The 26,824-nt window shown below is 32.0% G+C and carries 24 protein-coding genes; 6 read left to right on the top strand and 18 right to left on the bottom strand.

Annotated features, from left to right (window positions below; genetic code table 11):
- Positions 1 to 9: 9 nt before the first annotated feature.
- The 10 genes from ES045_RS02810 to ES045_RS02765 form a co-directional block, all read right to left on the bottom strand.
- Positions 10 to 225: a hypothetical protein gene (locus ES045_RS02810; protein ID WP_147112017.1), complete on the bottom strand. Its 216-nt coding sequence runs from the start codon at positions 223 to 225 to the stop codon at positions 10 to 12.
- A gap of 101 nt (positions 226 to 326) precedes the next feature.
- A complete protein-coding gene (locus ES045_RS02805; protein ID WP_147112013.1) occupies positions 327 to 728 on the bottom strand; it encodes a hypothetical protein in 402 nt (133 codons plus the stop codon).
- Positions 729 to 736: 8 nt separating this feature from the next.
- Positions 737 to 1,636 carry a septum formation inhibitor Maf gene (locus ES045_RS02800; protein WP_147112010.1) on the bottom strand — a complete coding sequence of 300 codons (900 nt, stop codon included), beginning with the start codon at positions 1,634 to 1,636 and terminating at the stop codon, positions 737 to 739.
- A 117-nt stretch (positions 1,637 to 1,753) separates the two neighbouring features.
- Positions 1,754 to 2,716 carry a mechanosensitive ion channel family protein gene (locus tag ES045_RS02795; protein ID WP_147112007.1) on the bottom strand — a complete coding sequence of 321 codons (963 nt, stop codon included), beginning with the start codon at positions 2,714 to 2,716 and terminating at the stop codon, positions 1,754 to 1,756.
- Positions 2,717 to 2,870: 154 nt separating this feature from the next.
- Positions 2,871 to 4,679: an acyl-CoA dehydrogenase family protein gene (locus tag ES045_RS02790; RefSeq protein ID WP_147112004.1), complete on the bottom strand. Its 1,809-nt coding sequence runs from the start codon at positions 4,677 to 4,679 to the stop codon at positions 2,871 to 2,873.
- Positions 4,680 to 4,730: 51 nt separating this feature from the next.
- Positions 4,731 to 5,081 carry a four helix bundle protein gene (locus ES045_RS02785; protein ID WP_317131294.1) on the bottom strand — a complete coding sequence of 117 codons (351 nt, stop codon included), beginning with the start codon at positions 5,079 to 5,081 and terminating at the stop codon, positions 4,731 to 4,733.
- A gap of 36 nt (positions 5,082 to 5,117) precedes the next feature.
- Complete coding sequence (locus ES045_RS02780; RefSeq protein ID WP_147112001.1) at positions 5,118 to 6,314, bottom strand: acetyl-CoA C-acyltransferase; 1,197 nt, start codon at positions 6,312 to 6,314, stop codon at positions 5,118 to 5,120.
- Positions 6,315 to 6,411: 97 nt separating this feature from the next.
- Positions 6,412 to 6,777, bottom strand: coding sequence for a four helix bundle protein (locus tag ES045_RS02775; protein ID WP_147111998.1), 366 nt, complete (start codon positions 6,775 to 6,777; stop codon positions 6,412 to 6,414).
- Between the two features lie 103 nt (positions 6,778 to 6,880).
- The gene (locus ES045_RS02770) at positions 6,881 to 9,286 is read right to left on the bottom strand and encodes a 3-hydroxyacyl-CoA dehydrogenase/enoyl-CoA hydratase family protein (RefSeq protein WP_147111996.1); all 2,406 of its coding nucleotides are present in this window, start codon (positions 9,284 to 9,286) and stop codon (positions 6,881 to 6,883) included.
- Positions 9,287 to 9,297: 11 nt separating this feature from the next.
- Complete coding sequence (locus tag ES045_RS02765; protein ID WP_147111993.1) at positions 9,298 to 9,756, bottom strand: MarR family winged helix-turn-helix transcriptional regulator; 459 nt, start codon at positions 9,754 to 9,756, stop codon at positions 9,298 to 9,300.
- A gap of 179 nt (positions 9,757 to 9,935) precedes the next feature.
- Here ES045_RS02765 and ES045_RS02760 point away from each other — a divergent pair, with 179 nt between their 5' ends.
- The 5 genes from ES045_RS02760 to ES045_RS02740 are packed head-to-tail and all read left to right on the top strand — an operon-like array spanning position 9,936 to position 15,118.
- Positions 9,936 to 10,865, top strand: coding sequence for an ABC transporter ATP-binding protein (locus tag ES045_RS02760; protein WP_147111990.1), 930 nt, complete (start codon positions 9,936 to 9,938; stop codon positions 10,863 to 10,865).
- Positions 10,866 to 10,869: 4 nt separating this feature from the next.
- Positions 10,870 to 12,195 (top strand): ABC transporter permease, encoded by a 1,326-nt coding sequence (locus ES045_RS02755; protein WP_147111987.1) that lies wholly within the window; start codon positions 10,870 to 10,872, stop codon positions 12,193 to 12,195.
- Positions 12,196 to 13,062 carry a mechanosensitive ion channel family protein gene (locus ES045_RS02750; RefSeq protein ID WP_147111984.1) on the top strand — a complete coding sequence of 289 codons (867 nt, stop codon included), beginning with the start codon at positions 12,196 to 12,198 and terminating at the stop codon, positions 13,060 to 13,062.
- A 1-nt stretch (position 13,063) separates the two neighbouring features.
- Positions 13,064 to 13,951, top strand: a complete 888-nt coding sequence (locus ES045_RS02745) for a DUF6268 family outer membrane beta-barrel protein (RefSeq protein ID WP_223267160.1) — start codon at positions 13,064 to 13,066, stop codon at positions 13,949 to 13,951.
- Positions 13,952 to 13,954: 3 nt separating this feature from the next.
- Entirely contained in the window at positions 13,955 to 15,118 is a 1,164-nt protein-coding gene (locus tag ES045_RS02740; RefSeq protein WP_147111981.1) for a sigma-54-dependent transcriptional regulator, read from the top strand.
- 83 nt (positions 15,119 to 15,201) lie between these two features.
- Here ES045_RS02740 and ES045_RS02735 read toward each other — a convergent pair whose 3' ends face one another.
- From ES045_RS02735 to ES045_RS02700, 7 genes are all read right to left on the bottom strand, one after another.
- On the bottom strand, positions 15,202 to 15,984 hold the full coding sequence (locus ES045_RS02735; protein ID WP_147111978.1) for an enoyl-CoA hydratase/isomerase family protein: 783 nt from the start codon (positions 15,982 to 15,984) through the stop codon (positions 15,202 to 15,204).
- Between the two features lie 89 nt (positions 15,985 to 16,073).
- On the bottom strand, positions 16,074 to 17,483 hold the full coding sequence (locus ES045_RS02730; protein ID WP_147112131.1) for a sensor histidine kinase: 1,410 nt from the start codon (positions 17,481 to 17,483) through the stop codon (positions 16,074 to 16,076).
- Between the two features lie 242 nt (positions 17,484 to 17,725).
- Positions 17,726 to 21,079, bottom strand: coding sequence for a leucine--tRNA ligase (locus ES045_RS02725; RefSeq protein ID WP_147111975.1), 3,354 nt, complete (start codon positions 21,077 to 21,079; stop codon positions 17,726 to 17,728).
- 145 nt (positions 21,080 to 21,224) lie between these two features.
- The gene (locus ES045_RS02720; RefSeq protein WP_147111972.1) at positions 21,225 to 21,767 is read right to left on the bottom strand and encodes a DUF2911 domain-containing protein; all 543 of its coding nucleotides are present in this window, start codon (positions 21,765 to 21,767) and stop codon (positions 21,225 to 21,227) included.
- Positions 21,768 to 21,973: 206 nt separating this feature from the next.
- Complete coding sequence (gene feoB, locus ES045_RS02710; RefSeq protein WP_147111966.1) at positions 21,974 to 24,082, bottom strand: ferrous iron transport protein B; 2,109 nt, start codon at positions 24,080 to 24,082, stop codon at positions 21,974 to 21,976.
- Positions 24,082 to 24,312 (bottom strand): ferrous iron transport protein A, encoded by a 231-nt coding sequence (locus ES045_RS02705; protein WP_147111952.1) that lies wholly within the window; start codon positions 24,310 to 24,312, stop codon positions 24,082 to 24,084. The genes feoB and ES045_RS02705 overlap by 1 nt, the downstream gene beginning before the upstream one ends.
- Positions 24,313 to 24,363: 51 nt before the next feature.
- Positions 24,364 to 25,044, bottom strand: coding sequence for an SCO family protein (locus ES045_RS02700; RefSeq protein WP_147111949.1), 681 nt, complete (start codon positions 25,042 to 25,044; stop codon positions 24,364 to 24,366).
- 170 nt (positions 25,045 to 25,214) lie between these two features.
- Here ES045_RS02700 and rseP point away from each other — a divergent pair, with 170 nt between their 5' ends.
- Complete coding sequence (gene rseP, locus ES045_RS02695; RefSeq protein WP_147111946.1) at positions 25,215 to 26,561, top strand: RIP metalloprotease RseP; 1,347 nt, start codon at positions 25,215 to 25,217, stop codon at positions 26,559 to 26,561.
- Positions 26,562 to 26,622: 61 nt separating this feature from the next.
- On the opposite strand, the gene ES045_RS16295 is transcribed toward rseP, so the two are convergent.
- Positions 26,623 to 26,778 carry a hypothetical protein gene (locus ES045_RS16295; RefSeq protein WP_189663005.1) on the bottom strand — a complete coding sequence of 52 codons (156 nt, stop codon included), beginning with the start codon at positions 26,776 to 26,778 and terminating at the stop codon, positions 26,623 to 26,625.
- Between the last annotated feature and the right edge of the window lie 46 nt (positions 26,779 to 26,824).

Raw genomic sequence — 26,824 nt, 5'->3', positions numbered from 1 at the left:
TATTAGTATTTATTTATTCGTTTTATGTGTTTCTATATGATGCCATAACAGTTGCTTTAAATTTTCTAAATATTCTTGCATTACAGTTGCATCTATATGCGGATGATTTACTGAAGGAATAGTCATTGGGTTTTCATCTAAAGACCTATATAACTCTGGGTAATTCGTTTCAATATTAGTGGTAAGTTGTGTAATTTGAGTTAAAATTGTTTGAAGATTTTTCATAATTAATCGTATTTTAGTACTGATACATACCGTAACAATTTAACACTTTTAATGAGATTTTAAATGATATTAATCAGTCTATAAAAATAGGGTTTATAAAATTAAATCGCTTTATTATTTAATAATTTTATAAATACAACTGTAAAGAAAACACAAAAGAGAATGTCATTAATACCATAGATTGCATAGAAAATACCAGCCATTATATCTTCATTAAAAATTAAAGAAACATCATTTTTAAATCTCCAATTGATCCATATAATTCCGTAAATTAACTTCTCAACAGCAAAAACAGCAATAATCCACTTTACTTTAGCGTAATTCTTTGCAACAGATATATACGCAAAACCCCAAACAACAATCATTAACAATCCGAAATTAGACATTACTGCATGGTCATACTTCGTAATAAATTCGTTCGTAAAAAATCGAGAGAGTATTAATACTGCAACAATATTTGATAATCCTGATAAGATGAAACCTTTTTTTATGATGTTTTTCATAATTAATTTTATTGCAAGCCTAATTCTTTTCTTTCTTCTACATCTGCAACTCCGTTTTTACTCCAATAAGCAGAAAGTATGGTGTTCATTTTCTCTGCTGTTGTAGTTAAAGTTTTTCCACGGCTGATTATTGTTTCTTCCCAAGATTCAATCGTAAACGGAAAATCTTTAGTCGTCTTTATTGCTAGTGTTCTTTTTAATTCTGGATAATTAATTGTGTACACCATAAAATTACCCTCCTTTTTTAAAGAAGCTTCGGCGTTGTATCCTTTTATTTCTTGATGGTTTAAAGCTAAAAATTCAAAAGACGGAACGATTTCTAATTTTCCTACGGGTAAATTTTCTGGCGAAATTCTTAATTGATTCCAAAGTTCATTTTCTAAAACAGCTTTTTCTAATACTACTTTTCTGTCTGCATTACTTTCAAAATACGAATGAAAATCGATCTCATATTTTTCTTTATTATTTAACTGAACAAATGTGTTTCCGCACCATTCTTGTGCTGAAAAAGAAATTTTAATTGCTTTTTTATTGAGATCTGCAGGAGAGAACGTACTTGTCATTATTGAATACGGATATATACCTGTTGTAAATTCTTTAGTACTATTCAGTTTTAAGACTGGCACATTATTTTCATTTCGACTGTCTGCTTTTACTTGTTTATTAGGCAGAAAATCTTCCGTAACAAAAACATTTACAGCAGTTCCCTCATAAATCTCTCCGTACCTAACTTGCGACAACTTATAAGAGGTTATTTCTGCTTTACCAGCATACCAATATGCATTAAATTTCAGATGCTTATCAATAGGTATAACAATTGTATTTTTTTTTGATTCAGTTTTATTTTCTGAACAAGAAATACATAGGAAGAAAGAAAATAGTAGCGTTTTAAAAAGTATAGATTTCATTTTAAATGGTTTTAGAAAGTACTAATTTACAAAGAACAATCTAGGTGTCTTATTAAATATAGATCACAATAAAAAAAAGCCATCAAATTGATGACTTTTAATTTTAATTTTAGAGAATTATGCTTTTTCATTCTTCTCTGTACTATCTTCTTTATACTCTTTACTACTTTTCTCTTTTTCTTTTATTTCTTCAAAATTGTGTGCATTTTTAATTTCAATATTTGTTGGAAACGGTAAATCAATTCCGGCTTTATCCATTGCGTTTTGCGTGTTTAAAATAACCTTAGAAAACGTGTTTACCACATCTGGCCTATCGCTATTTGTCCACCATCTTACTCTAATCGTCAACCAACTATCTGCCTGATCCCAAGGTAAAATATCTACGTTTTTCTCTTTACTAACACCTACTGTGTTTTCTATGGTTTCTTTTAAGATTTGCATTGCTTTGTCTCTATCTTGATCATACCCTAAACCAATATCATATTGAGAACGAATTAAATCGTTGGCAGTGATTACTTTTACAGAATTGGTATAAATTTCACTGTTAGGAACTACAATTCTTTTTCCGCTATATTCTTTAATAATGGTTGCTCTGGTTTCAATTCTTTCTACCGTTCCTTCAAAACCATTTACAACAATCTGATCTCCAATCTCAAAAGGTCTTCTCATTAAAATTAAAATTCCTGCCAACCAATTTTGCAAAATATCTTTAAAAGCAAAACCAATTGCTACAGAACTAACTCCTAAACCTGCTATTAAATCTGCCGGACTTAAATTTGGCGACATAATTGTAAGAGACAGCATTAGCCCCATCAGTAAGAAAACCCACTTAGAAAAACTTCCTAAAATCTCTCCAAAATTTTCTCTCCCTCTTTTCTTTAGTAATTTCCGAATACCTCGTCCTGCATATTTTGCGATGTATATAAAGGCAATAAAGACAAGAATGGCAATTAAAATGTTAGGTATGTTCTTAATGAATCCATCCAACCAAGTATCTAATTTCTCTATGATACTTTGGGTGTTGACATCAATTTCACCTGTTTGATCCTTTGGAGTTTCTTGTATAAATAGTGAGCGCATAATTTTATTTTTGTCAAAAATAATAATGATACTGGTTTCTAATTAACTGTATTGCTAAAATTTTTAACACAAAAAAGACCATCTATAAAGATGGTCTTTTAAACAAACAACTAATTCTTAAAACCTTGATCGTTTTAAAAAAAATTAAATATTTTTAAAAACAGTATTTATTTTCTGATTTCACTTTTTCTGCGATTTCATTACGTAAATCTACAATATCTGGGTAATTTGTATATTTAGTAAAACGCTTTAAGCCCATTAACATCATACGTTGCTCATCACCTTCTGCAAAAGAAATAATACTTTCTTTCCCTTTCTCTTCGATAATATCTACCGCATGATATAGGTATAATTTAGACATTGCAATTTGTACAGATTGTGCTTCTTTACTTGTACGTTTTACATTTTTTTCTGTTCTTAAAATCGCAGATTCTGCCATGTAAATTTCAATTAAAATATCTGAAGCCGCAATTAATAACTGCTGATGCTCTTCTATTTCTTGACCATATTTCTGAAGTGCTGCACCTGCAACCATTAAAAATGTTTTCTTCAACTTGGCAAGCATGTGTTTTTCTTCAGAAAATAATTCAGAATAATCTGGTGTATCAAAAGAAGGAATACCCATTAAGCTATTTGCTACTTCCGTTGCAGGGCCTAATAAATCTACATGACCTTTCATTGCTTTTTTAATTAACATACCAACAGAAAGCATTCTGTTAATTTCATTTGTACCTTCGTAAATACGAGCAATTCTTGCATCTCTCCAAGCAGACTCCATCGGCGTCTCTTCAGAAAAGCCCATTCCTCCAAAAATCTGAATTCCTTCATCTGCACAACTTTGCACATCTTCAGAAACGGCAACTTTTAAAATAGAACATTCAATCGCATATTCTTCTACCCCTTTTAATTCTGCTTCTTGGTGAGAATTACCAGCTTCAACTCGCATTGCAATTCTATCCTCGATATCTTTTGCTGCTCTATAAGATGCAGATTCACCAACATAAGCATTGGCAGACATTTCTGCTAATTTTACTTTAATTGCACCAAAATCTGCAATAGGTGTTTTAAATTGTTTACGTTCTGTAGCATATTTTACTGCATACGTAATTATCCTTCTTTGAGAATCTAAGCAAGCTGCTGCTAATTTTATACGACCAACATTTAAAGCATTCATGGCAATTTTAAAACCTTCACCACGACCCGCTAACATATTTTCTGCAGATACAACAGTATCATTAAAAAATACTTGTCTTGTAGAAGAAGCTCTAATACCTAATTTATGCTCTTCTTCTCCCATGGTAATTCCATTCGGATTTTCTTTATCATATTCAACAATAAAACCAGTAATGTTTTTATCATTTTCTATACGTGCAAAAACAATCATTAAACGACAAAAACCTGCGTTAGAAATCCACATTTTCTGACCGTTAATCTTATATGATTTTCCATCAGCAGACAATTCTGCAGTTGTTTTTCCTGAATTCGCATCAGAACCAGCTCCAGGCTCTGTTAAACAATACGCTCCAAACCACTCGCCAGTAGCCAATTTAGGCACATACTTTTCTTTCTGTTCTTGCGTACCATATAAGGTAATTGGCATGGTTCCAATTCCTGTGTGTGCACCAAAAGCAGTACTAAAAGAACCGGTTCCAGAAGAGATATAATCACAGGTTAACATGGTAGAAACGAAACCCATTCCTAAACCACCAAATTCTTCTGGTACAGCAACACCTAAGAAACCTAATTCACCAGCTTTACGCATAACCTCTTCCGTTAATGCATAATCTTTCGCTTCGAAACGTGCTTTGTGAGGAATGATTTCTCTGTCATTAAACTCCATTACTGCTTCCTTCATCATTTGTTGCTCCTCAGTAAAGTCTTCCGGAGTAAATACGTCTTCGCAATTTGTTTCTTTTACAAGGAACTGACCACCTCTTAATAATTCTTTTTTTGATTCTTCCATTTTTGATTAGATTAAAGAAGATAGAAAATAGAAAATAGAGTTTATTTAAGACTATTTTGGAACCCCATCGACATTCTTTGGAACTCTTCTATTTTTTCTTCTAATTTTTTTATTTATTTCTGTTATATATTTTCTGTGCTTTGCAACTAATAATTGAGTTCCTAATTCAAAAGAAAAGCCTAATGAAATGTCTATATAATTGCTAAAAGGTTTATTTGTTCTTGATGAACCTTCTGTTATATTACTAGGCATTGAAACTGAACATCTGCTTATTTGAGAACTTAAATCATATCTTTCATGTTTTGGAAACTCTAACAAAATATCAGAAATATCATTTGTAATCTCTAAACCGAGTTTCCAAATTTTTAAATTCTTATAAGTATGTCTTTGTTTAGCACACACAGTCTTTTCTCTTTTTTCTATATTCTCTTTTCTTTTTTAAGAAAGAAACTCAAATACACCAGCAGCACCTTGCCCTGTACCTACACACATGGTGACCATTCCGTATTTATTTTTCATATCTCTTTTACGCATTTCATCGAATAACTGTACAGATAGTTTTGCACCTGTACAACCTAATGGATGTCCTAATGCAATGGCACCACCATTTACATTCACAATTTCTTGATTCAAATTCAACTCACGCATTACTGCCAAAGATTGAGAAGCAAAAGCTTCATTCAATTCAATTAATTCAATGTCGCTTTGTTTTAAACCTGCTTGTTTTAAAACTTTTGGAATCGCAGCAACAGGACCAATTCCCATAATTCTTGGCTCTACACCAGCTGCAGCATAATTTACGACTCTTGCAATTGGTTCTAGATTTAATTCCTTTACCATTTCTTCACTCATTACCATTACAAAAGCTGCACCATCACTCATTTGAGATGAGTTTCCAGCGGTTACGCTTCCTCCAGCTGCAAAAACTGCACGAAGTTTGGCTAACGCTTCTTTTGAAGTTCCTGCTCTTGGCCCTTCATCTTTATTTACGGTGTAGTTTCTTGTGGCTTTTTTTCCATCAGCACCTAAGTACGTTTCTTCAACATTAATAGGAACTATTTGATCTTGAAAACGATTTTCTGCTTGCGCTCTTAAAGCTTTCATATGAGAATTAAATGCAAATTCGTCTTGGTCTTCTCTAGAAACCTTAAACTGTTTTGCAACTGCTTCTGCCGTGTTTCCCATTCCCCAATAATAATCTGCATGACCATCTTTTACAGTATCATAGTTTAATTCTGGTTTGAAACCTGTCATTGGAACAGAACTCATGCTTTCTGCACCACCTGCAATAATACAGCTTGCCATACCTGCTTGAATTTTAGCTGCTGCCATTGCAATTGTTTCTAATCCTGATGAACAAAATCTATTTACAGTAACTCCAGGAACATCTACAGAATTTAATCCTATTAGAGAGATAAAACGTGCCATGTTTAGTCCTTGTGAACCTTCTGGCATTGCGTTTCCTACAATTACATCATCTATTCGTTTTACGTCTAAATTCGGTAATTCTTTCATCATGTGCTGAATGGTTTCTGCACCTAACTCGTCTGCACGTTTAAAGCGAAAAACACCCTTTGGAGCTTTTGCAACTGCAGTTCTGTATGCTTTTACTATATATGCTGTTTTACTACTCATATCTTTTATTTTTGACTTATGATTAAAATTGACTTAAGACCTATGACTTTTCAATCAGTCTTGAAGCCATTCGTCATTCAGTCTTATATTTTTTTATTTATGCCTTTTTCAAATTCTCCATAAAACGTGTAATCATTCCTTGAGTAATTTGAATTTTATTTTCTAAATGTTTAAAAGTTTCTTCAGAAATATATCCCACTTCAAAAGAAATTATTAATTGTGTTTCCCACTCATAGGCAGAACCTAATGCAGTTTCTAAATATTGAGTAAAATGCTTGTCTGTTCCTTTACTTGTCCCTTCTGCTATATTCGAGGGAATTGAAATTGAACAACGTTGCATTTGACTTGACAAAGCGTAAACTTCAGACTTTGGAAACTTTTTAGTTTCGATATACGTATCTTTTACGATACTTATACCGTCTTTCCAAATAGTTAATTTTCTAAAGTTATGTCTTGCTGCCATTTCTTACTCAGTTTTTTATTCGACTTAAAACGCAAGCATAAAAGGCAATACTTTTACATATAGTCTTGTTGTCTTAAGTCATTTAGTCCTACGTCTTATTCATTTAGTTACGCAGCGGTTTACCAGTTTTTAACATCGCTTGAATACGCTCTAGTGTTTTACACTCTGTACAAAGAGATAAAAATGCTTCTCTTTCTAGATCTAATAAATATTGTTCGGTCACCAATGTTGGTTCAGATAAATCTCCACCAGCCATTACATACGCTAGTTTGTTTGCAATCTTCATATCATGTTCAGAAATGTAGTTGCTATCTTGCATCGCATCTGTTCCCACTAAAAACATTCCTAAAGCTTGTTTACCTAATACTTTTACGTCTTTTCGAGTAACTGGTTGTGTATAACCGCTTTCTGCCATTAATTTTGCGTGTGCTTTTGCTGTAGCAATTTGTCTTTCTTTATTTACAACAACAACATCTTTTCCTTGTTGAAGTAAGCCTAAATCGAACGCTTCATAAGCAGAAGTAGATACTTTTGCCATACCAATGGTTAAGAAGTTTTCTTGTAAAATGTTTAATTCAACATCTCCTTTATGAAAAAGGTCTGATGCTCTTAAAGCCATTTCCTTAGAACCACCTCCACCAGGAATTACACCAACTCCAAATTCGACTAGTCCCATATACGTTTCTGCTGCTGCAACTACCTTATCTGCGTGTAAAGAAATTTCACAACCACCACCTAAAGCCATTCCATGCGGAGCAGAAATAGTTGGTATTGAGGAATAACGCATGCGCATCATGGTATCTTGAAAATATTTAATAGCATAATTTAATTCATCATATTCTTGCTCTACAGCCATCATAAAAATCATACCAATATTTGCCCCAACAGAAAAGTTTGGTGCTTGGTTACCAACAACCAAACCTTGAAAATCTTTCTCTGCTAAATCAATTGCTTTATTTAAACCTGCTAAAACATCACCACCAATGGTGTTCATTTTAGATTGGAATTCTACATTTAAAATTCCGTCTCCGATATCTTGAACAGAAACTCCTGAGTTTTTAAAAACTTCAGTTGTTTTTCTAATATTATCTAAAATGATAAACGATTCTTGCCCTGGTTTTTTTGTTTGCTTTTTCGAAGGAATATCGTAGAAATAAGTTGCGCCTTCTTTTATAGAGTAGAAAGATTTAGAGCCAGCAGCTAACATTTCTGTTACCCAAGTTGCAGGCGCTGCACCTTCAGCTTTCATTAATTCGATTCCCTTTTCTACACCAACAGCATCCCAAATTTCGAAAGGTCCGTTTTCCCATCCAAAACCAGCTTTCATTGCATCATCAATCTTATACAATTCATCAGAAATTTCTGGAATTCTATTTTGAACATATGCAAACATTGCTGCAAAATTCTTTCTGTAGAATTCACCAGCTTTATCTTTTCCACCAACTAAAACTTTAAATCTATCTATTGGTTTATCTATTGTTTTTGTTAATTCTAAAGTAGCAAATTTTGCTCTTTTAGAAGGACGATATTCTAAAGTGTCTAAGTCTAAAGTTAAAATTTCTTTTTTACCTTCAGCATTTACCGTTTTTTTGTAAAAACCTTGTCCTGTTTTACTTCCCAACCATTTGTTTTCCATCATTGTGTTGATGAAACTTGGTAATTTAAAAAGCTCATGAGCTTCATCATTAGGGCAGTTTTCATAGATTCCATTAGCAACGTGTACTAAAGTATCTAAACCAACAACATCTACTGTTCTAAAAGTAGCCGATTTTGGTCTACCTATTACTGGCCCAGTTAATTTATCTACCTCCTCAACGGTTAAACCTAATTCTTTTACTTGGTGAAATAGAGATTGAATTCCGAAAATACCAACTCTATTTCCTATAAATGCAGGTGTATCTTTTGCTAAAACAGACGTTTTTCCTAAGAATTTTTCACCGTACGTCATTAAGAAATCTGTAACTTCTTGTTTACAATCTGGCCCAGGTACAACTTCAAAAAGTTTTAAATATCTTGGCGGATTAAAAAAGTGTGTTACTGCAAAGTGTTTTCTAAAATCTTCACTTCTGCCTTCATTCATAAATTTGATAGGAATACCAGAAGTATTAGAAGATATTATGGTTCCTGGAGTTCTATATTTCTCTAGTTTCTCAAAAACAATCTTTTTAATATCTAGTCTTTCAACTACAACTTCCATAATCCAATCTACATCAGCAACTTTTGCAATATCATCCTCTAAATTACCCGTAGTAATTCTACTTGCAAATTTCTGATTATAAATAGGCGAAGGTTTCGATTTTAAAGAAGCCGTTAATGCTTCATTAACCAATCGGTTTCTAACAACTTTGTCTTCTAACGTAAGTCCTTTTGCTTTTTCCTTATCAGTTAATTCTCTTGGAACTATGTCCAATAATAGAACTTCTACACCAATATTGGCAAAATGACAAGCAATACCACTTCCCATAATTCCGGAACCAATAATTGCTACTTTTTTAATTCTTCTAGTCATTTGTTTGATTTTTATACTGCTTTTTTGTTGATTTCTTTATAAATCTCTTTATCTGCAATCAATTCATTAATTCTTGACGTTACATTAAAAAAACCTTCTAGGTCTTTTTCTGTAACATTATTAACTACTGTTTCATTAAATTGAATCACATGGCCTTTAGAAACTTTACGCATCTCTTTGCCATATGCTGTTAATTTAATAATAACACTTCTACCATCATCTGGGTTCTTCTCTCTAGAAATGGCCCCTTTGTCTTCCATATTTTTTAAAATTCTAGAAAGACTTGTTGGCTCCATTCCCATTAAAGGTCCTAAAGCTGTAGAAGGTGTCCCTTTTTCTTTATCAATATTTAACAAAACAAATGCAGTAGCCATTGTACTGTCATGCTTTACAGCCTGTTCATTGTACACTTTTGCAACAGCTTGCCAAGTTGCTCTTAATTGATGATCTATGGATTTATGCTTATTCATTGGTTCAAATATAATAAAATTTATTATGCACGCATAGTAAATTGCAAAAAAGTTATGCATGCATAGTACATTTTAACATAATATTAAAAATGTAACGTTTTTATCTGTTTGTATACTAATAAATAGAAAATATGTAGATTTGTAAGCAATTCTACTCTAAAATAAATGAACTTTTATCGATGAAAAATTTATTAGAAATAAATAATGTAGTAAAAAAATATGGCGATTATACTGCTTTAAATGACGTTTCCATTCATATTCCCAAAGGAAGCGTTTATGGTTTATTAGGACCAAATGGTGCAGGAAAAACATCCTTAATTAGAATTATTAACCAAATTACAATGCAAGATAGTGGTTCTATTATTTTAGATGGCGAACCATTAGCACCAAAACATACCGCACAAATTGGGTATTTACCAGAAGAACGTGGTTTGTATAAATCGATGAAAGTTGGTGAGCAAGCTTTGTATTTAGCGCAATTAAAAGGGTTATCTAAAGCTGAAGCTAAAAAACGTTTAGAGTATTGGTTTGATAAATTTGATATTTCTGCTTGGTGGGGAAAGAAAATTGAAGAATTATCTAAGGGAATGGCACAAAAGGTACAATTTATTGTTACCGTGATGCACAATCCTAAATTATTAATTTTTGATGAACCCTTTTCTGGATTCGATCCTATAAACGCACAATTGATTGCGAAAGAAATTTTGCAATTACGTGATGAGGGTGCAACCATTATTTTCTCTACACATAGAATGGAGTCTGTAGAAGAAATGTGCGATGAAATTGCATTGATTGATAAATCGAACAAAATTTTAGACGGAAAATTAGACGATATCAAACGTGCATTTAGAACGCATACTTTTCAAGTTGGTTTACAAACAGCAAATCCTAAAGAAGTAGAAGCGCAGTTAAAAGAATACTTTGAAGTTTTTCCTTCAAACTTTAAATTATTAAACGATAGCTTAACTTTAAATGTGAAATTAACCAAAGGAAATTCTTCTAACGATTTACTGTCTTTTCTAACAAGTAAAGGAGAAGTACAGCATTTTGTTGAGTTAATACCAAGTGCAAACGATATATTTATTGAAGCAGTGCATAAAAATAGTTAAGAAAATGAGCAAGTTAAAACTAATTATACAGCGAGAATTTATTGCAAAAGTTCGTAATAAATCATTTATAATGATGACTTTTTTAAGTCCGTTATTATTGGTAGGTATGGGCGCTTTGGTATATTTTCTGATGCAAAAAAATGACGAGAAAATTAAAGAAATTGTCTATGTAGATAATTCTGCAATGTTTTCTAAAGAAGATTTTAAAGACACCAAATCTATCCATTATTTAGACTATACAGCTTTAGGAATTGAAGCAACAAAGAAAAAAGTAGAAGAAGGCGATTATTACGGGGCGTTAATTATTCCGAAGCAAGACAGTTTAGAGTTGTTGGCACAATCTATAGAATTTTATTCGACAGATTCTCCGGGAATATCTGTAATGAATTCTTTAGAAAATAAGATCGAACAGAAAATTAGAAATGAAAAATTAAACAGTTTTGGTATTGATTTAGAAAAAATAAAAGCTTCTAAAATTAGTACAGATATTAAAATGTTTAATTTTTCTGGCGAAGAATCATCAAAATTAATAAACGGATTAAAAATTGGTGTGGGTGCTCTTGCAGGGTACTTATTAATGATGTTTGTAATGATTTATGGTACTTCTGTAATGCGAAGTGTTATCGAAGAAAAAACAAGTAGAATTATAGAAATTATTGTTTCCTCTGTAAAACCATTTCAATTAATGATGGGTAAAATTTTAGGAAATGCATCTGCAGGTTTATTACAGTTCTTTATTTGGGGAATTCTCCTTTTTGTTATCGTTACAATAGCTTCATCTATTTTTGGTGTAGATATGGTAGAAATGCAATCGGCAAGAGTTCCTGCAGAACAAATGGATGCAATGAAACAAGCTACAGATGGCGACAAAGGACAACTAATTATTCAAGAAATTTTAAAATTACCTATTTTAAAAATGTTTGTATTGTTTATTTTTTACTTCTTAGGTGGTTTTATGTTGTATAGTTCTCTTTTTGCAGCAGTGGGTGCAGCAGTAGATAATGAGACTGATACACAGCAATTTATGTTACCTATAATGGCCCCTTTAATTTTAGGAGTCTATGTAGGGTTTGCTACGGTTATGAATGATCCGCATGGTTCTATTGCAGTACTCTTTTCACACATTCCGTTTACGAGTCCTATAGTAATGTTAATGAGAGTTCCGTTTGGCGTTTCTTGGACAGAATTAGCTATTTCTATGGCATTATTATTGGTTACTTTTATATTTATGGTCTGGTTGGCTGCAAAAATTTATAGAGTCGGTATTTTAATGTATGGTAAGAAACCAACTTATAAAGATTTATACAAATGGTTAAAATACAAAGGATAGATGCAGGATAAATTAGAGCAAGTTACAGATACTATTGTAGAGGAAGCAAATTCTATCTTAGATTATACTTTTACCTTTAGTAAAGAAATAAACATTTCTTTTAAAGGATTTTTATTTGTGGTGGTAGCTCTTATTGCTACCGCCTTTCTACTAAAGTTAATTAGGCGTTTTTTAACAAGAAATCTTCCAGAGATAGATAAAGTCAAATTCATAAGTGTTTTTAGCTATATAAGATGGCTTGTTTTTTTAGTGATATTTTTAATTGCTATGGATGCTTCTGGGGTTAATGTTACCGCAGTATTTGCCGCATCTGCAGTTCTTTTAATTGGTGTTGGTTTGGCTTTGCAAACCTTGTTTCAAGATATTATTTCAGGAATTTTTATCTTGGTAGATCAATCGGTGCATGTTGGTGATATTATTGAGCTAGAGGGACAAGTGGGTAGAGTTTTAGATATAAGACTTAGAACAACAAGAGCTGTAACTATAGATAATAAGATTCTAGTAATTCCGAATCACTTATATTTAACCAATATTTTGTTCAATTGGACAGAAAACGGAACCGAAACAAAAGAGTCTGTAAGCGTTGGTGTTGCTTATGGTAGTGATGTAGAACTAGTAAAACAAATTTTATTAGATACAACAAAAGTTCAAAACAAGATTTTAAAAATTCCAGAGCCAAAAGTATTATTTACAGATTTTGCAGACAGTTCTTTAAACTTTAAACTTGTTTTTACGTTAAATGATAGTTTTGAAACAAGATTTGTACAAAGTGATTTACGTTTTGCAATCGATAAGGCATTTAGAGAGCATAACATAACAATCCCTTTTCCACAAAGAGATGTACATATGTATTCAAATGTAAAATAAAATGAATAAAGGAGGTAAAATGAATAAATATTTAATTACTTTAATGCTGTTTACAAGCTTTTTTGCAAATGCACAACTAACAGATTTAGCAAGATTAGAATATTCATTTATTCCTAAAAATAATTCAGAAGATCAATATACAAGAATTAAAGCTTTGGTAAACTATCCGATAGAAGTTAAAGAAGATAGTTACATCATTTTAGGTGCAGAATACAACAGAATTATTTTAAATTTAAAAGATGAGTATCCGTTTGATACATCATCATTTGAAACCTTAACAGTGATAGATTTTAATATCGCCTACACCTACAAAATGAATAAAGATTGGAGAATAGGTTTTAAAATTACTCCAAGATTAGCCTCTACACTCACAGAAAGAATAACAAAGGATGATTTGTTTTTAAACGGAGGTGTTTTCTTCGTGAACGACAGAACAAACGAAACTTCTTTAAAACGACCTTACAGGTTAATTTTAGGTTTAACCTACAATACAACAACCGGTTTGCCTTTTCCGTTACCTTTTGTAAGTTACTACAGACGAGTAAACGAAAAGTGGTCTTTTAGTGCAGGCGTTCCTAAATCGAATATAAAATATCGTTTCAATGAAAATAGAAATTTACAAGCATTTATTGGATTAGATGGGTATTTTGCAAATTTACAGAGACCAACAACTGTATTAAATAAAGAAGCGAATACTGTTTCTTTGTCATTATTAATTACAGGTTTAGGATATGAATATCTCTTAAGTAAACATTTAGTTGTGTATGCTTATGGTGGTTACACATTAAGACTTAGTAATGTTTTAAGAGATAAAGACAGAGAGAATGTATATACTTTAGATGATGTAAATACATTTTATTTAAGAACAGGAATAAAATTTAAGATATAAATTATGTCAAAAATACTAATTATAGAAGACGAAGCTGCCATTAGAAGGGTTTTAACAAAAATCATTTCAGAAGAAAATGAGGCTTATAATGTAGAGGAAGCAGAAGATGGGTTGATAGGAATCGAAATGATTAAAAATAACGATTACGACTTAGTACTATGTGATATTAAAATGCCAAAAATGGATGGTGTTGAGGTTTTAGAAAAGGCAAAAAAAATAAAACCAGAAATACCAATTGTTATGATTTCTGGACATGGAGATTTAGATACCGCTGTAAATACCATGCGTTTAGGTGCTTTCGATTACATTTCGAAACCACCAGATTTAAATCGACTTTTAAACACAGTTAGAAATGCTTTAGATAAGAAAGTCTTAATTGTAGAAAATAAAAGATTAAAGAAAAAAGTAAGTAAAAGCTACCAGATGATTGGTGAAAGCACTGCTATTTCTTACATAAAAGATATTATTGAAAAAGTAGCACCTACAGATGCAAGAGTGTTAATTACAGGTCCAAACGGAACAGGAAAGGAATTGGTTGCGCATTGGTTGCACGAAAAATCTGACAGAGTGAAAGCCCCAATGATAGAAGTAAACTGTGCCGCAATTCCGTCTGAATTAATAGAAAGTGAATTGTTCGGACACGTAAAAGGTTCTTTTACAGGTGCAAATAAAGACAGAGCAGGTAAGTTTGAAGCAGCAAATGGTGGAACTATTTTTCTTGATGAAATTGGCGATATGAGCTTATCGGCGCAGGCAAAAGTACTACGTGCATTGCAAGAAAGTAAAATCTCTAGAGTTGGTTCTGATAAAGACATCAAAGTAAATGTTAGAATTGTTGCAGCAACTAATAAGAACCTAAAGGAAGAAATTGCAAAAGGTAGATTTAGAGAAGACCTGTATCACAGATTAGCAGTTATTTTAATTCAAGTTCCTGCATTAAATGATCGTAGAGAAGACATTCCGTTATTAGTCGATTTTTTCGCAAATAAAATTTCTGAAGAACAAGGAACTCCAAAAAAAGATTTTTCATCTGCAGCCCTTAAGTTATTGCAAGAATATGATTGGACGGGAAACATACGTGAGTTAAGAAATGTAGTAGAGCGTTTAATTATTCTTGGTGAAAAAGAAGTTTCTGCGAATGATATAAAACTATTTGCTAGTAAGTAAGGCTTAAAAAAACATAAATAAAAAGCTGAACAACGGTACCGTTGTTCAGCTTTAATTTATTCTTTTGACACGTAATCTAATACTTAATTTCCAGAGAAATTAGGCTTTCTTTTTTCTAAAAATGCAGTAGTTCCTTCTTTAAAATCTTCGGTTCCGAAACAGTCTCCAAAAGCTTTAATTTCTGTATCAAAACCATTTACACCGTCTTTAAAATTTGCATTTACAGCAACAATTGCTGCACTAATTGCGACAGAAGAATTTCTTAAAATTTTACTCGCTATCTTTTCTGCCAATGGTAACAATTCTTCTTGTGTGGTTACATGATTTACCAAGCCACAATCTTTAGCATCTTCAGCAGAAATCATTCCTGCAGTCATAATCATTTCCATTGCTTTTCCCTTGCCAACTAATTGTGGCAAACGTTGTGTACCTCCATACCCCGGAATCACACCTAGAGATACTTCTGGTAACCCCATTTTTGCGTTATCGGCTGCAATTCTAAAATGACAAGCCATTGCCAACTCTAAACCTCCACCCAATGCAAAACCATTAATTGCGGCAATTACTGGCGTGTCTAAATTTTCAATAAAATTAAACAACATCTCCTGTCCTGCTCTTGCTAAATCACTTCCTTCTTCAACAGAAAAATGTGCAAACTCAGAAATGTCTGCGCCAGCAACAAATGCTTTTTCTCCGCTTCCGGTAATAATAATGGCTTTAATAGTTTCATCTGTTTCTAAAGCATCAAAAGCTTTATGCAGTTCTTCTATAGTTGCCTTATTTAAAGCATTTAATTTTTTGGGTCTATTAATAGTTATTCGTGCTAAACTATTCTCTTTAGAAACTAAAATATTTTCGAAATTCATTTTTTATTAAGATTTTAAGACCCTTGAGCTGCTCCAAAGGTGATATTATTAAATTTTATTTTACTGTAAACTACAGCAGCCTACATGCATTACGTTTTTGGTAGAATCACTGTAAAAACAGTTCCAATTCCTACTTTTGAAGTGAAGGAAATAGTACCATCATAAGCCTCTATAATATTTTTTATAATTCCTAAACCTAAGCCCATTCCGCTTGACTTCGTCGTAAATTTAGGTTCAAAAATTAATTCTTTGACATCTTCAGAAATTCCTTTTCCGTTGTCTGAAACTGTTATTTTAACTGCATTTCCGTCAGAAAAAACTTTTACTTCTATTAAAGGATTTTCTTGTTTTTGTATTGCCTGACTCGCATTTTTAACCAAATTGGTTACAATTCTAATCAATTGTGTCTTGTCTAAATTCGCAAATAATTCTTGTTCTTGCGGATAGTATTTTATAGAGTCTTCATTAAAAATATCTAACGCTAACTTAACAACACCAATTACTTCAATCTTCTCTCTTTTTTGTGTTGGCATCTTTGCAAAATCAGAAAAAGCAGAGGCAATAGCACTCATAACGTCTATTTGCTGGATTAAGGTTTGGCTATATTCGGCTAATTTTTCTTTTGCATTTTCATCTTTCGGATCAAACTTTCGCTCAAAACTCTGCACCGTTAATCGCATTGGTGTTAACGGATTTTTAATTTCATGCGCTACTTGTTTCGCCATTTCTCTCCAAGCTTGTTCACGCTCGCTTTTTGCTAATCTCGCGGCACTTTCTTCTAGCTGATCTATCATATTGTTATAAGCATCTACCAAAACTTCAATTTCTGAACTTGCTTTATTCAATATAATTTTTTCATTTCTTTCATTTAAACGCGTTTGTTGCATTTTATCTGAAATGGTCTTTATAGAACGTGTAATGTAACTCGATAAGAAATAGGCAAATGAAATTGCCAACAAAAACATCAATACATAGACCAAACTTAATCTGTAAATAAACTCTTTTAGTTCGTGCTCAATTTCTGAATTGTCTTGTGTAAACTGTAACTCTAAAATACCAATTCGTTTAAATTTTGGGTCATGTATATACGAATAAGAGGTTTGATAACTTGTGCCGTCAATTTCTTTATTTTTGAAGATTCTATGGTTAGAGTTTTGTGCCAAATCAGCAACAATAAGAGCTGTAAGCGGTGTATTGTCTATCTTTTCAAATGCGTTGCCAAATGAAGTCTTTAAAAGCCTTCCTTCTAAATTATAAAAGGTAATGTTTAGTTTATTTATAGAAGAGATTTCATAGATTCTATTCTGAAATATTTTGGGTAAATTTTCTGTATTTACTGCGTACGAAGTTTTATTTGCAAGTTCTAACTCAATGGTCTTTGTTGCAATTGCTTCTTTACGCTCAAAACGCTGAATATTATAGTCTTTTGTTTGCTCGTCATATTGATAAACAGTTACTACCAAAATTAGAATTGATGCCAATAACACCAACAGTATCATGGATAAAAAGATACGAATTCTTAAAGAAATTTTTTTAAAACGATTCAATTTTTATAATTTTTATAATGCTCTTCAAAAACTGTACCTAAAGAAAGGCATTTTTAAATTTAGCTAAAGATAACCAAATAAAAAAGTCATTACAAATGCTGTAATGACTTTTAAAATATATTTATTTTTTTATAGCAAAAGTGACTCTTAAAATTTATACTAAAATTTCTCAACCACCTATAAAACAGCATCCTTTAAATAACGATGTTTATAATCTTACCAGGAACAATAATTACTTTTTTAGGAGTATTGCCTTCTAATTGTGCAATTGTTTTCTCGTTTTCCATGACTACTTTTTCTATTTCTTCTTTCGATAAATCTAAAGGAAGTTCTAATGTGAAACGCATTTTTCCGTTGAAAGAAATCGGATAATTCTTTGCACTTTCTATTAAATGCTTCGCTTCAAAAACAGGAAAACCTGCCGTAGAAATAGATCCTTTATTTCCTAATTTACTCCATAATTCTTCTGAAATATGTGGTGCGTAAGGCGATAATAAAACCAATAAAGGTTCTAAAATTGCTTTCTTATTACATTTTAAAGCAGTTAGTTCGTTTACCGCAATCATAAAGGTAGAAACCGATGTATTAAAAGAGAAATTCTCGATATCTTCTTCTACTTTTTTGATGGTCTTATGTAAAACTTTTAATTCTTCTTTAGTTGGTGCTGCATCAGAAACTTCAAAGACCTCTTCGTTAAAATACAGTTTCCATAATTTCTTTAAGAATGATGAAACACCAGAAATACCAGAAGTTTTCCAAGGTTTTGCTTGTTCTAAAGGGCCTAAAAACATTTCGAATAAACGCAAAGCATCTGCACCATATTCCACTACAATATCATCAGGATTTACAACATTGTATTTCGATTTAGACATTTTTTCTACTTCACGTCCTACTTTATAAGCTCCGTCTTCTAAAACAAATTCAGCGTTTTTATAATCAGCATTTAAAGCATGATTCTTAAAACCATCCACATCTAACTCATCAGAAGAGTTTACTAAAGAAACATCTGCATGTATCGCCGTTTTTGTAATCATTACTAAATCTGCAAAATTAGGATTCAATAATTTATTATCTAGCAAGTAATTTTTAACAACCGTTTCAAATTCATCATCTGAACTAAATAAGTTCTTAGAAACAAATATTGTTGGTATTTTCTCTAAAACGTCATCATTAGATTTATCTATAGAACAGCCATTTTGTACAAAAGCAGTAGCCTTGTATACAAAAGCAGAAGTTCCTAAAATCATTCCTTGATTAATGAGTTTTTTTGCAAACTCATCTACAGGTACAATTCCTTTATCGAACAAGAATTTTTGCCAAAAACGAGCATATAATAAATGTCCGGTTGCGTGTTCAGATCCGCCAATATATAAATCTACTTCTTTCCAATACTCTAAAGATTCTTTACTTGCAAATTCAGTTGCATTTGTAGCATCCATGTACCTGTTAAAATACCAAGAACTACCCGCCCAACCTGGCATTGTATTTAATTCTAAAGGATACACTGTCTTGTTTTTTAACTTATCGTTAGCAACCACTTTCTTACCACGAGAATCCCAAGCCCATACTGTTGCGTTTCCTAAAGGTGGTTTTCCATCTTCAGTTGGCAAGTATTTCTCTACTTCTGGCAATACGATTGGCAAGTGTTCTGCGTCAATCATTTGTGGCATTCCGTCTTTATAATATACAGGAAAAGGTTCTCCCCAATAACGTTGTCTACTAAAAACAGCATCACGCAAACGGTAGTTTATTTTTCCGTAACCAAAGCCACGTTTCTCCATTTCAAAAATGGCTAATTTTAATGCTTTCTTATATTTTAATCCTGATAAAAAGTCTGAATTTGCAATCTTTGTTCCGTCCTTTCCAGTATGTGCTTCTTCTGAAATATCTACGCCTTCAAAAATATTAGGAATTGGAATGTTAAAATGTTTTGCAAAATCATAATCACGTTGATCTCCACAAGGAACCGCCATAACTGCTCCTGTTCCGTAATTTGCCAATACGTAATCTCCAATCCAAATTTGAACCTTTTCACCCGAAAAAGGATGAATTGCATATGCGCCTGTAAAGGCACCAGAAATGGTTTTTACATCTGCCATTCTATCACGTTCAGAACGCTTTGCAGTTGCTTTAATATAATTTGCAACGTCTGCTTTTTGAGCGTCTGTTGTAATTTTAGAAACCAATTCGTGTTCTGGAGCCAATGTCATAAAACTTACACCGTAAATAGTATCTGGTCTTGTTGTAAAAACATCAATTTTATATTTATTCTCGTCTTTGGCAACTACTTTCTTTTCAACTGTTTTTTCAATCTTTTTTGGAAATTGAATTGCAGTATTAATGGCAGCAACAACTTTAAGCACGTTTTCAATTACTTCTTCGTTTTTAAAACGAACAACATTAAAACTTTCATTGTTAAAAAAAGCTGTTCTTTCAGCTTCATCTTCTTTGCCAGAAAATTCAACAATTAAGTTTTTTGCTAAACAAACATAATCTACCAAAAATGTACCAATCGTATATTTTTTTCTGAATTTTGCTGCTCCTTTTTTATTCTTTAATTCGTCCCAAAGAACTGTTTCTGCTTTCGATAAATTCTGACGTAATTCTTTTAAAGCTTCTAATTCTTTATACGATAATTTAACCTCAGACGATGTTTTTTCAGTACCATTTGCTACATCAAAAGAAACCATGGCTCCCTGCGATCTTCCAATCCAATTGGTTTGAGAATCTTTTAAAGGTTGTGGCCAATCAATTTTTTCTAATCCGTCTAACAAACGCTGTGCATATGCAGAAATTCGCATAGACCATTGTGTCATTTTCTTACGAACAACTGGGTGACTTCCTCGTTCTGAAACTCCGTTTACAATTTCGTCATTTGCTAAAACGGTTCCTAAAGCAGGACACCAGTTTACTTCTGTATCCGACAAAAATGTTAAACGATATTGCAATAAAATTTCTTCCTTTTCTGTTTTTGAAAATGCTTTCCATTCATCCGCAGAAAAAGTTTTTATATCTTCATCTGAAACTGCATTTATGGTCGCATTTCCTTCTTTTTTAAAGATTTTCTCTAAAGTCGCAATATCTTCTGCCTTGTCTGTATCTTTATTATACCAAGAATTAAATAATTGAATAAAAATCCACTGTGTCCATTTATAATATTCTGGGTTTGAAGTGCTCACTTCTCTGCTCCAATCAAAAGAAAAACCGATTTTATCTAATTGTTTTCTATACGTTGTAATATTTGCTTCTGTAGTTTTTGCTGGATGTTGCCCTGTTTGAATTGCGTATTGTTCTGCAGGCAAACCAAAAGAATCATATCCTTGCGGATGCAATACATTAAAACCTTTATGACGCTTGTAACGAGCATAAATATCACTTGCAATATATCCTAAAGGATGCCCAACATGCAAACCTGCCCCACTTGGATAAGGAAACATATCTAACACGTAATATTTTGGCTTTTCAGAATTATTTTCGGCTTTAAAAGTTTGATTCTCTGCCCAAAATTTTTGCCAATTTTCTTCTATTTCTTGATGATTGTATTGCATTTGATTCTTTTGTTAAAGTGTGCAAATTTACATTTATTCTCGTAAAGATTATCATTTGTAAACTGCTAAATTTTAGGCAAAAAAATGCCGCAAACAATGTTTGCGGCATTTTAAATTGTATCTTATAAAAAAGAAATGAATCTTCTTACATTTCTGCTGTAATTGGTACAGAAACTACGGTATTTGCCCAACCCATTTTTAAGGTCATGTCTTCATCAAACATCATAGAAAATGCTTCTATACTTTCACTTGAGTTAGAAACTACCCCAGAAACTCTAACAACATCTTCTTCCTCTTTGTAGGTGTAATGTCCCCAAACATTTTTTGCGGTGCTTAAAATAACCGTCCAATCTCCTTTTGCAACCGGAATTGTAAATAAAGAATAGGTTCCTGCTTTTACTTGTTTTCCTCCAAAAACTACATCTTTGTAAAATGTAATTTCTGCAGCTTCATTTGCACCAGTTCTCCAAATTTTATCTACTGGCGCTAATTTTGCTAAATCTCTTCCTTTTAATTGAGGTCTACCATAAACTACTTTTAATACTTTGTTAGATTCTCTCCAATTGTCTGGATATGTAGAAGCATCCATAGGACTTGCATCTAATTTTTTCCATTTTTGAGCAAAAGTGTCTGTTGAACTAATTAATGTGATTGCAAAAATTGCAATGGCTAAAACTGATTTTTTCATTTTAAATATATTTTATTGAGTTGTATGTTTCAAGTCTATCAAAAATAGAAATCATTACAAGAAAATGTTATTAATTTTCTGTTAATACTTTTAATGACAATCACAACCTGTGCTACAATCTCCTTTTTTCTTTGATGGAAACACGTATTTCTTCAATAGAAAAAACACCGCAAAAAGTAATAATAAATAAACGAGTATTTCTTGCATTAGCTTAATATTTGATAGATTATAAATGAGGAAACATACGCCAAACCTGTCATTCCGAAAAGCTGAATTAAGGGCCATTTCCATGTTTTAGTTTCGCGTTTTACAATGGCTAAAGTTGCCATACATTGCATCGCAAATGCGTAGAAAACTAACAAAGACATTCCTACAGGAAAGTTAAATAGCTTGCCTCCAGTTTCATTTACTTCAGAAGCCATTTTTTCTTTAATTGTTGCAGTATCTTCATCATCCGAACCTACACTATAAATGGTTGCTAAAGTTCCTATAAAAACCTCACGAGCTGCAAAAGAAGTAATTAATGCAATACCAATTTTCCAATCATACCCCAAAGGTTTTATTGCTGGTTCTATAGATTTTCCCATAATACCAATGTAAGAGTTTTCTAATTTTGCCGCCGCTATTTTCTGATTTAAGTCGTCTTCATTTAGATTTGTATTTGCAAAATTTTCAATCGTATTTTTTTCTGCATTTTTATAAGATTCTGGTCCGTTAGAAGCCAAAAACCATAATATAATAGACAGTGCTAAAATTATTTTTCCTGCTCCGAAAACAAATGCTTTTGTCTTTTCTACAACATCAAAAAATACATTTTTTATTGAAGGAAGCTTATAATTAGGCATTTCTATAACAAAAAACGACTTCGATTTTACTTTTAATGTTTTATGTAGAATATATGCTGAAATAATTGCGGTAGCAAAACCAAGCGCATATAAAGACAATAAGACCAAACCTTGCAGATTTAGAAATCCGAATATTTGCGTTTTAGGAATAATTAAAGATATTAAAATTGCATATACTGGTAACTGCGCAGAACAAGTGGTAAATGGAACTACTAAAATAGTTATCAACCGTTCTTTCCAACTAGAAATAGTTCTGGTTGCCATAATTGCGGGTATTGCACACGCGGTTCCAGAGATCAACGGAATAACACTTTTACCGTTCATACCAAAACGACGCATAATTTTATCCATTAAAAAAACCACCCGACTCATATAACCTGTTTCTTCTAAAATGGCTATAAACAAGAATAAAATAGCAATTTGCGGAATAAAAATAACAACTCCACCTATTCCCGGAATAATACCTTCGGCCAATAAATCTGTTAAAACTCCTGGTGCTAATTTGCTTCTTACAAAGTCTGATAGTTCTGCAAAAGTAGCATCTATAAAATCCATTGGTACGGTTGCCAAATTAAATATAGATTGAAAAATTATGAGTAAAATTAGAAGGAAAATGGCATAGCCAAAAATTTTATGTGTAAAAACTTTATCTAATTTAGCTCTTATATCTGTAGCTTTGCTTTTATCAATTATATAGGTTTTCTTTAAAATTTTATTAATTTCTTGGTACCGATAAATGGTTTCTTTGTGTTGGTATTTCTTCAACTTAGAAACGTCTTGCTTAAAAGCCAAAAGTTTATTTCTTTCTTCTTTACTAACGGTTTCTGGGTAATTGTTTTGAGTAACCATTAACCATAATTCGTACAAAGAATAATTAGGACTAATTTCTTTTAATTTTGAAAAATAATCTGGATCAATTTTAGAGTTTATTCCGCATAAAGGCGATGCTTTTGCCGCAACATGGCAACGAATAATTGCTGCTTTTACGTTGTCAATTCCTTGATTTTTTCTCGCACTAATTAGAACAACCTCTGTATTTAACTCTTTTTCTAACGCAGATAAATCAATAGTTATTCCCTTTTTTGTCATCTGATCTACCATATTGATAGCCAAAACTGTCGGGATTTCTAAATCTTTAATTTGCGAAAAAAGTAATAAGTTTCTTTTTAAATTCTCTACATCTGCAACGACTAAAATTACATCTGGCGATTCTTTAATATCTTTTTTAAGTAAGGTTTTTAAAACAATACTTTCATCTAAAGAAGTTGGGTTTATGCTATACGTACCTGGTAAATCTGTAATTAAAGCATTTTGTGTTGCTGTTAATTTACTGGTACCTTGTTTCTTATCTACTGTTACTCCTGGGTAATTACCAACTTTCTGATTTAAACCTGTAAGTTGATTAAATAGTGACGTTTTACCCGTATTGGGGTTTCCAATTAAAGCAACTTTTATATCGGTTTTAGACATTACAAATGTGCTTTTAAGATTTTTATTTTCGAAGCTGTTTCTTTTCTAATTGCCAAATGACTTCCGTTTACGCAAATATACAAAGGGTCTTTTAAAGGCGCAATTTGCACCAATTCTACCTCAGCTCCAGGCAAACAACCCATTTCTAATAATTTCAGCGGAATAAAGTCTAAAGATTCTTCAGAAATATAGCCCATTTCACCAATGTGTAAAGATGCAATTGTATTCAACGTTTTTTATTTGGATAGCAAAGATACTCATTTAGAATGATTCTAAACAAGTTATTTAGACGCATATTCTTCCTTTAACAAAACGATATCATTCTTTAATTTTATCATATCTTCTTTTTCGGTACCATCATAATACCCACGAATACGTCTTTCTTTGTCTACTAAAATAAATTGTTCTGTATGAATAAAATCATTTTCACCACCGTCACCCTCGTCTAAAACCGCAAAATAACTCTTTCTCGCCAACTCGTAAATGTGTTTCTTGCTTCCGGTAGTAACATTCCACTTGCCATCCATCACTCCTTTTCTTTCTGCGTAATCTTTTAGCACAGAAACACTGTCTATTACCGGCGTTACAGAATGAGAAAGAAACATTATATCGGCATCTTTTTTATAGAAATCTTGCAATTCACTCATATTATACGCCATTGCAATACAAATAGTTTGGCAACGTGTAAAAAAGAAATCTGCTACATAGATTTTATTTTTATAATTTTTATTGGTAATAATTTCTCCGTTCTGGTTGGTTAATTTAAAATCTGCAACCGTATGATCTTTGGTAATATGTTTCATCGAAAAATCTACCAACCTCGGGTTTACATCTGCAGGATTGTAAATTTTCAACTTTGTGTCTACTTTTAATAACTGATAAAAAACAGGAATAACTATTGCAGAAAACACTATTAAAAAAATAAGTGTAGGAATCGATTTTTTAAAGAATTTAATCTCCATAATATTGGTTTATACTACAAAAATACGACTTAAAAACACGGCAGAAAAGAGAACAAAGTCAACTTCTGTCTAAATTCTTTGTTAAAATAAAAAGCAACCTTTAATAGTTCTTTTAGAACTCTATCGAAAACCTTACATTTGCTTCTTTTTTAAATCTGATTTAACGCTGAATGGAAATATTAATAAAAGCATCTCAATTTATACTAAGTTTATCTTTACTAATTGTTTTGCACGAATTAGGGCACTTTATCCCTGCAAAATTATTTAAAACGAGAGTAGAAAAATTCTACTTATTCTTCGATTACAAATTCTCTATTTTCAAGAAAAAAATTGGTGATACCGTTTATGGTATCGGTTGGATTCCTTTAGGAGGTTACGTAAAAATCTCTGGTATGATTGACGAAAGTATGGATACTGAGCAAATGGCTTTACCGCCACAACCTTGGGAATTTCGTTCTAAACCCGCGTGGCAGCGTCTAATTATTATGCTAGGTGGTGTTTTTGTAAACTTCGTTTTAGGTATTTTTATCTATATTATGTTAATGTGGGGTTATGGTGAAAGATATTTACCAAACGAAAATGTAAAAGATGGTGTTTGGGTACAAGACTCTCTAGCGATGAGTTTAGGAATTAAAAATGGCGATAAAATCTTAACAGTTGATGGTCTAAAAATAAAAAAATTCTCTAGTTTAACATTAGAGTTTATCAATGGAAATAATTATCAAATTGAAAGAGATGGAGTCGTTTTAGACAAAGAAATTCCAGAAGATTTTATTTCTCAATTAATGGATAGAGGCAAAGATGCAGGTGCTATTTTACACCCACGTTATCCTTTTGCAATTGCGGGTATTTCTGAAGGATCACCGAACAAAGACTCTAATTTAAAAGCAAAAGATATTGTTACTGCCATTAATGGCAACCCCATAAAATATTTTGATGAAGTTCAAAATCAATTAGATAAATATAAGAATCAAGATATTTCTATTACCGTAAAAAGAGGTAAGGAAACAGAAGAAATTGCTGTTAAGGTTACTGAAGACGGTAAATTAGGAGTTGGTATTTTACAGCTGCCTTTCACAGATTTAGAAAAGCTAGGCTACTATACGTTAGCAGATAAAGAATATACTTTTGCAGAAGCGATTCCTGCTGGGTGGAACAAATCTTGGAAAACGCTTACAGATTACATCAAACAACTAAAGAAAATATTTAATCCAAGTACAGGAGCCTACAAAGGTTTGGGTGGTTTTATTTCTATTGGAAGTATTTTTCCTGATGAATTTAGTGCAGAGTCTTTCTGGAACATTACCGCTTTCCTTTCTATTATGTTAGGGTTTATGAACTTATTGCCAATTCCTGCTTTAGATGGTGGGCATGTAGTGTTTACACTTTGGGAAATGATTACAGGTAGAAAACCTGGAGATAAATTTCTAGAATATGCACAAGTTATTGGCTTTGTTCTATTAATTGCCTTATTACTTTTTGCAAACGGAAATGATGTCTTTAGACTCTTTAAGTGATAATTTAAAATTATAAAGCATTAAAAAAGCCTCACAATTTATAATTGTGAGGCTTTTTTTTTTAAATTCTTAAGGATAAATTTATAATAGAAACCCAAGTATATTTGGTTTTACACTTGTCACAAGCATATCCTTTTGTTCCTGGTATTAATTTCACAATTCCTTTTCTTTTCAATCTGTGTCTAGATACAGATTTACACCTTGGGCAAGCTTTCATAACATAGCATTTTTTACAACGGCAATATAATGAAACCCAAATACTT

Origin of the sequence: Polaribacter sp. IC073, from assembly GCF_007997075.1 — a bacterium.
In the GTDB taxonomy this organism is placed as follows: domain Bacteria; phylum Bacteroidota; class Bacteroidia; order Flavobacteriales; family Flavobacteriaceae; genus Polaribacter.
Note: the sequence above shows the minus strand (reverse complement) of the source record. Positions and strands in the feature narration are given on the sequence as shown.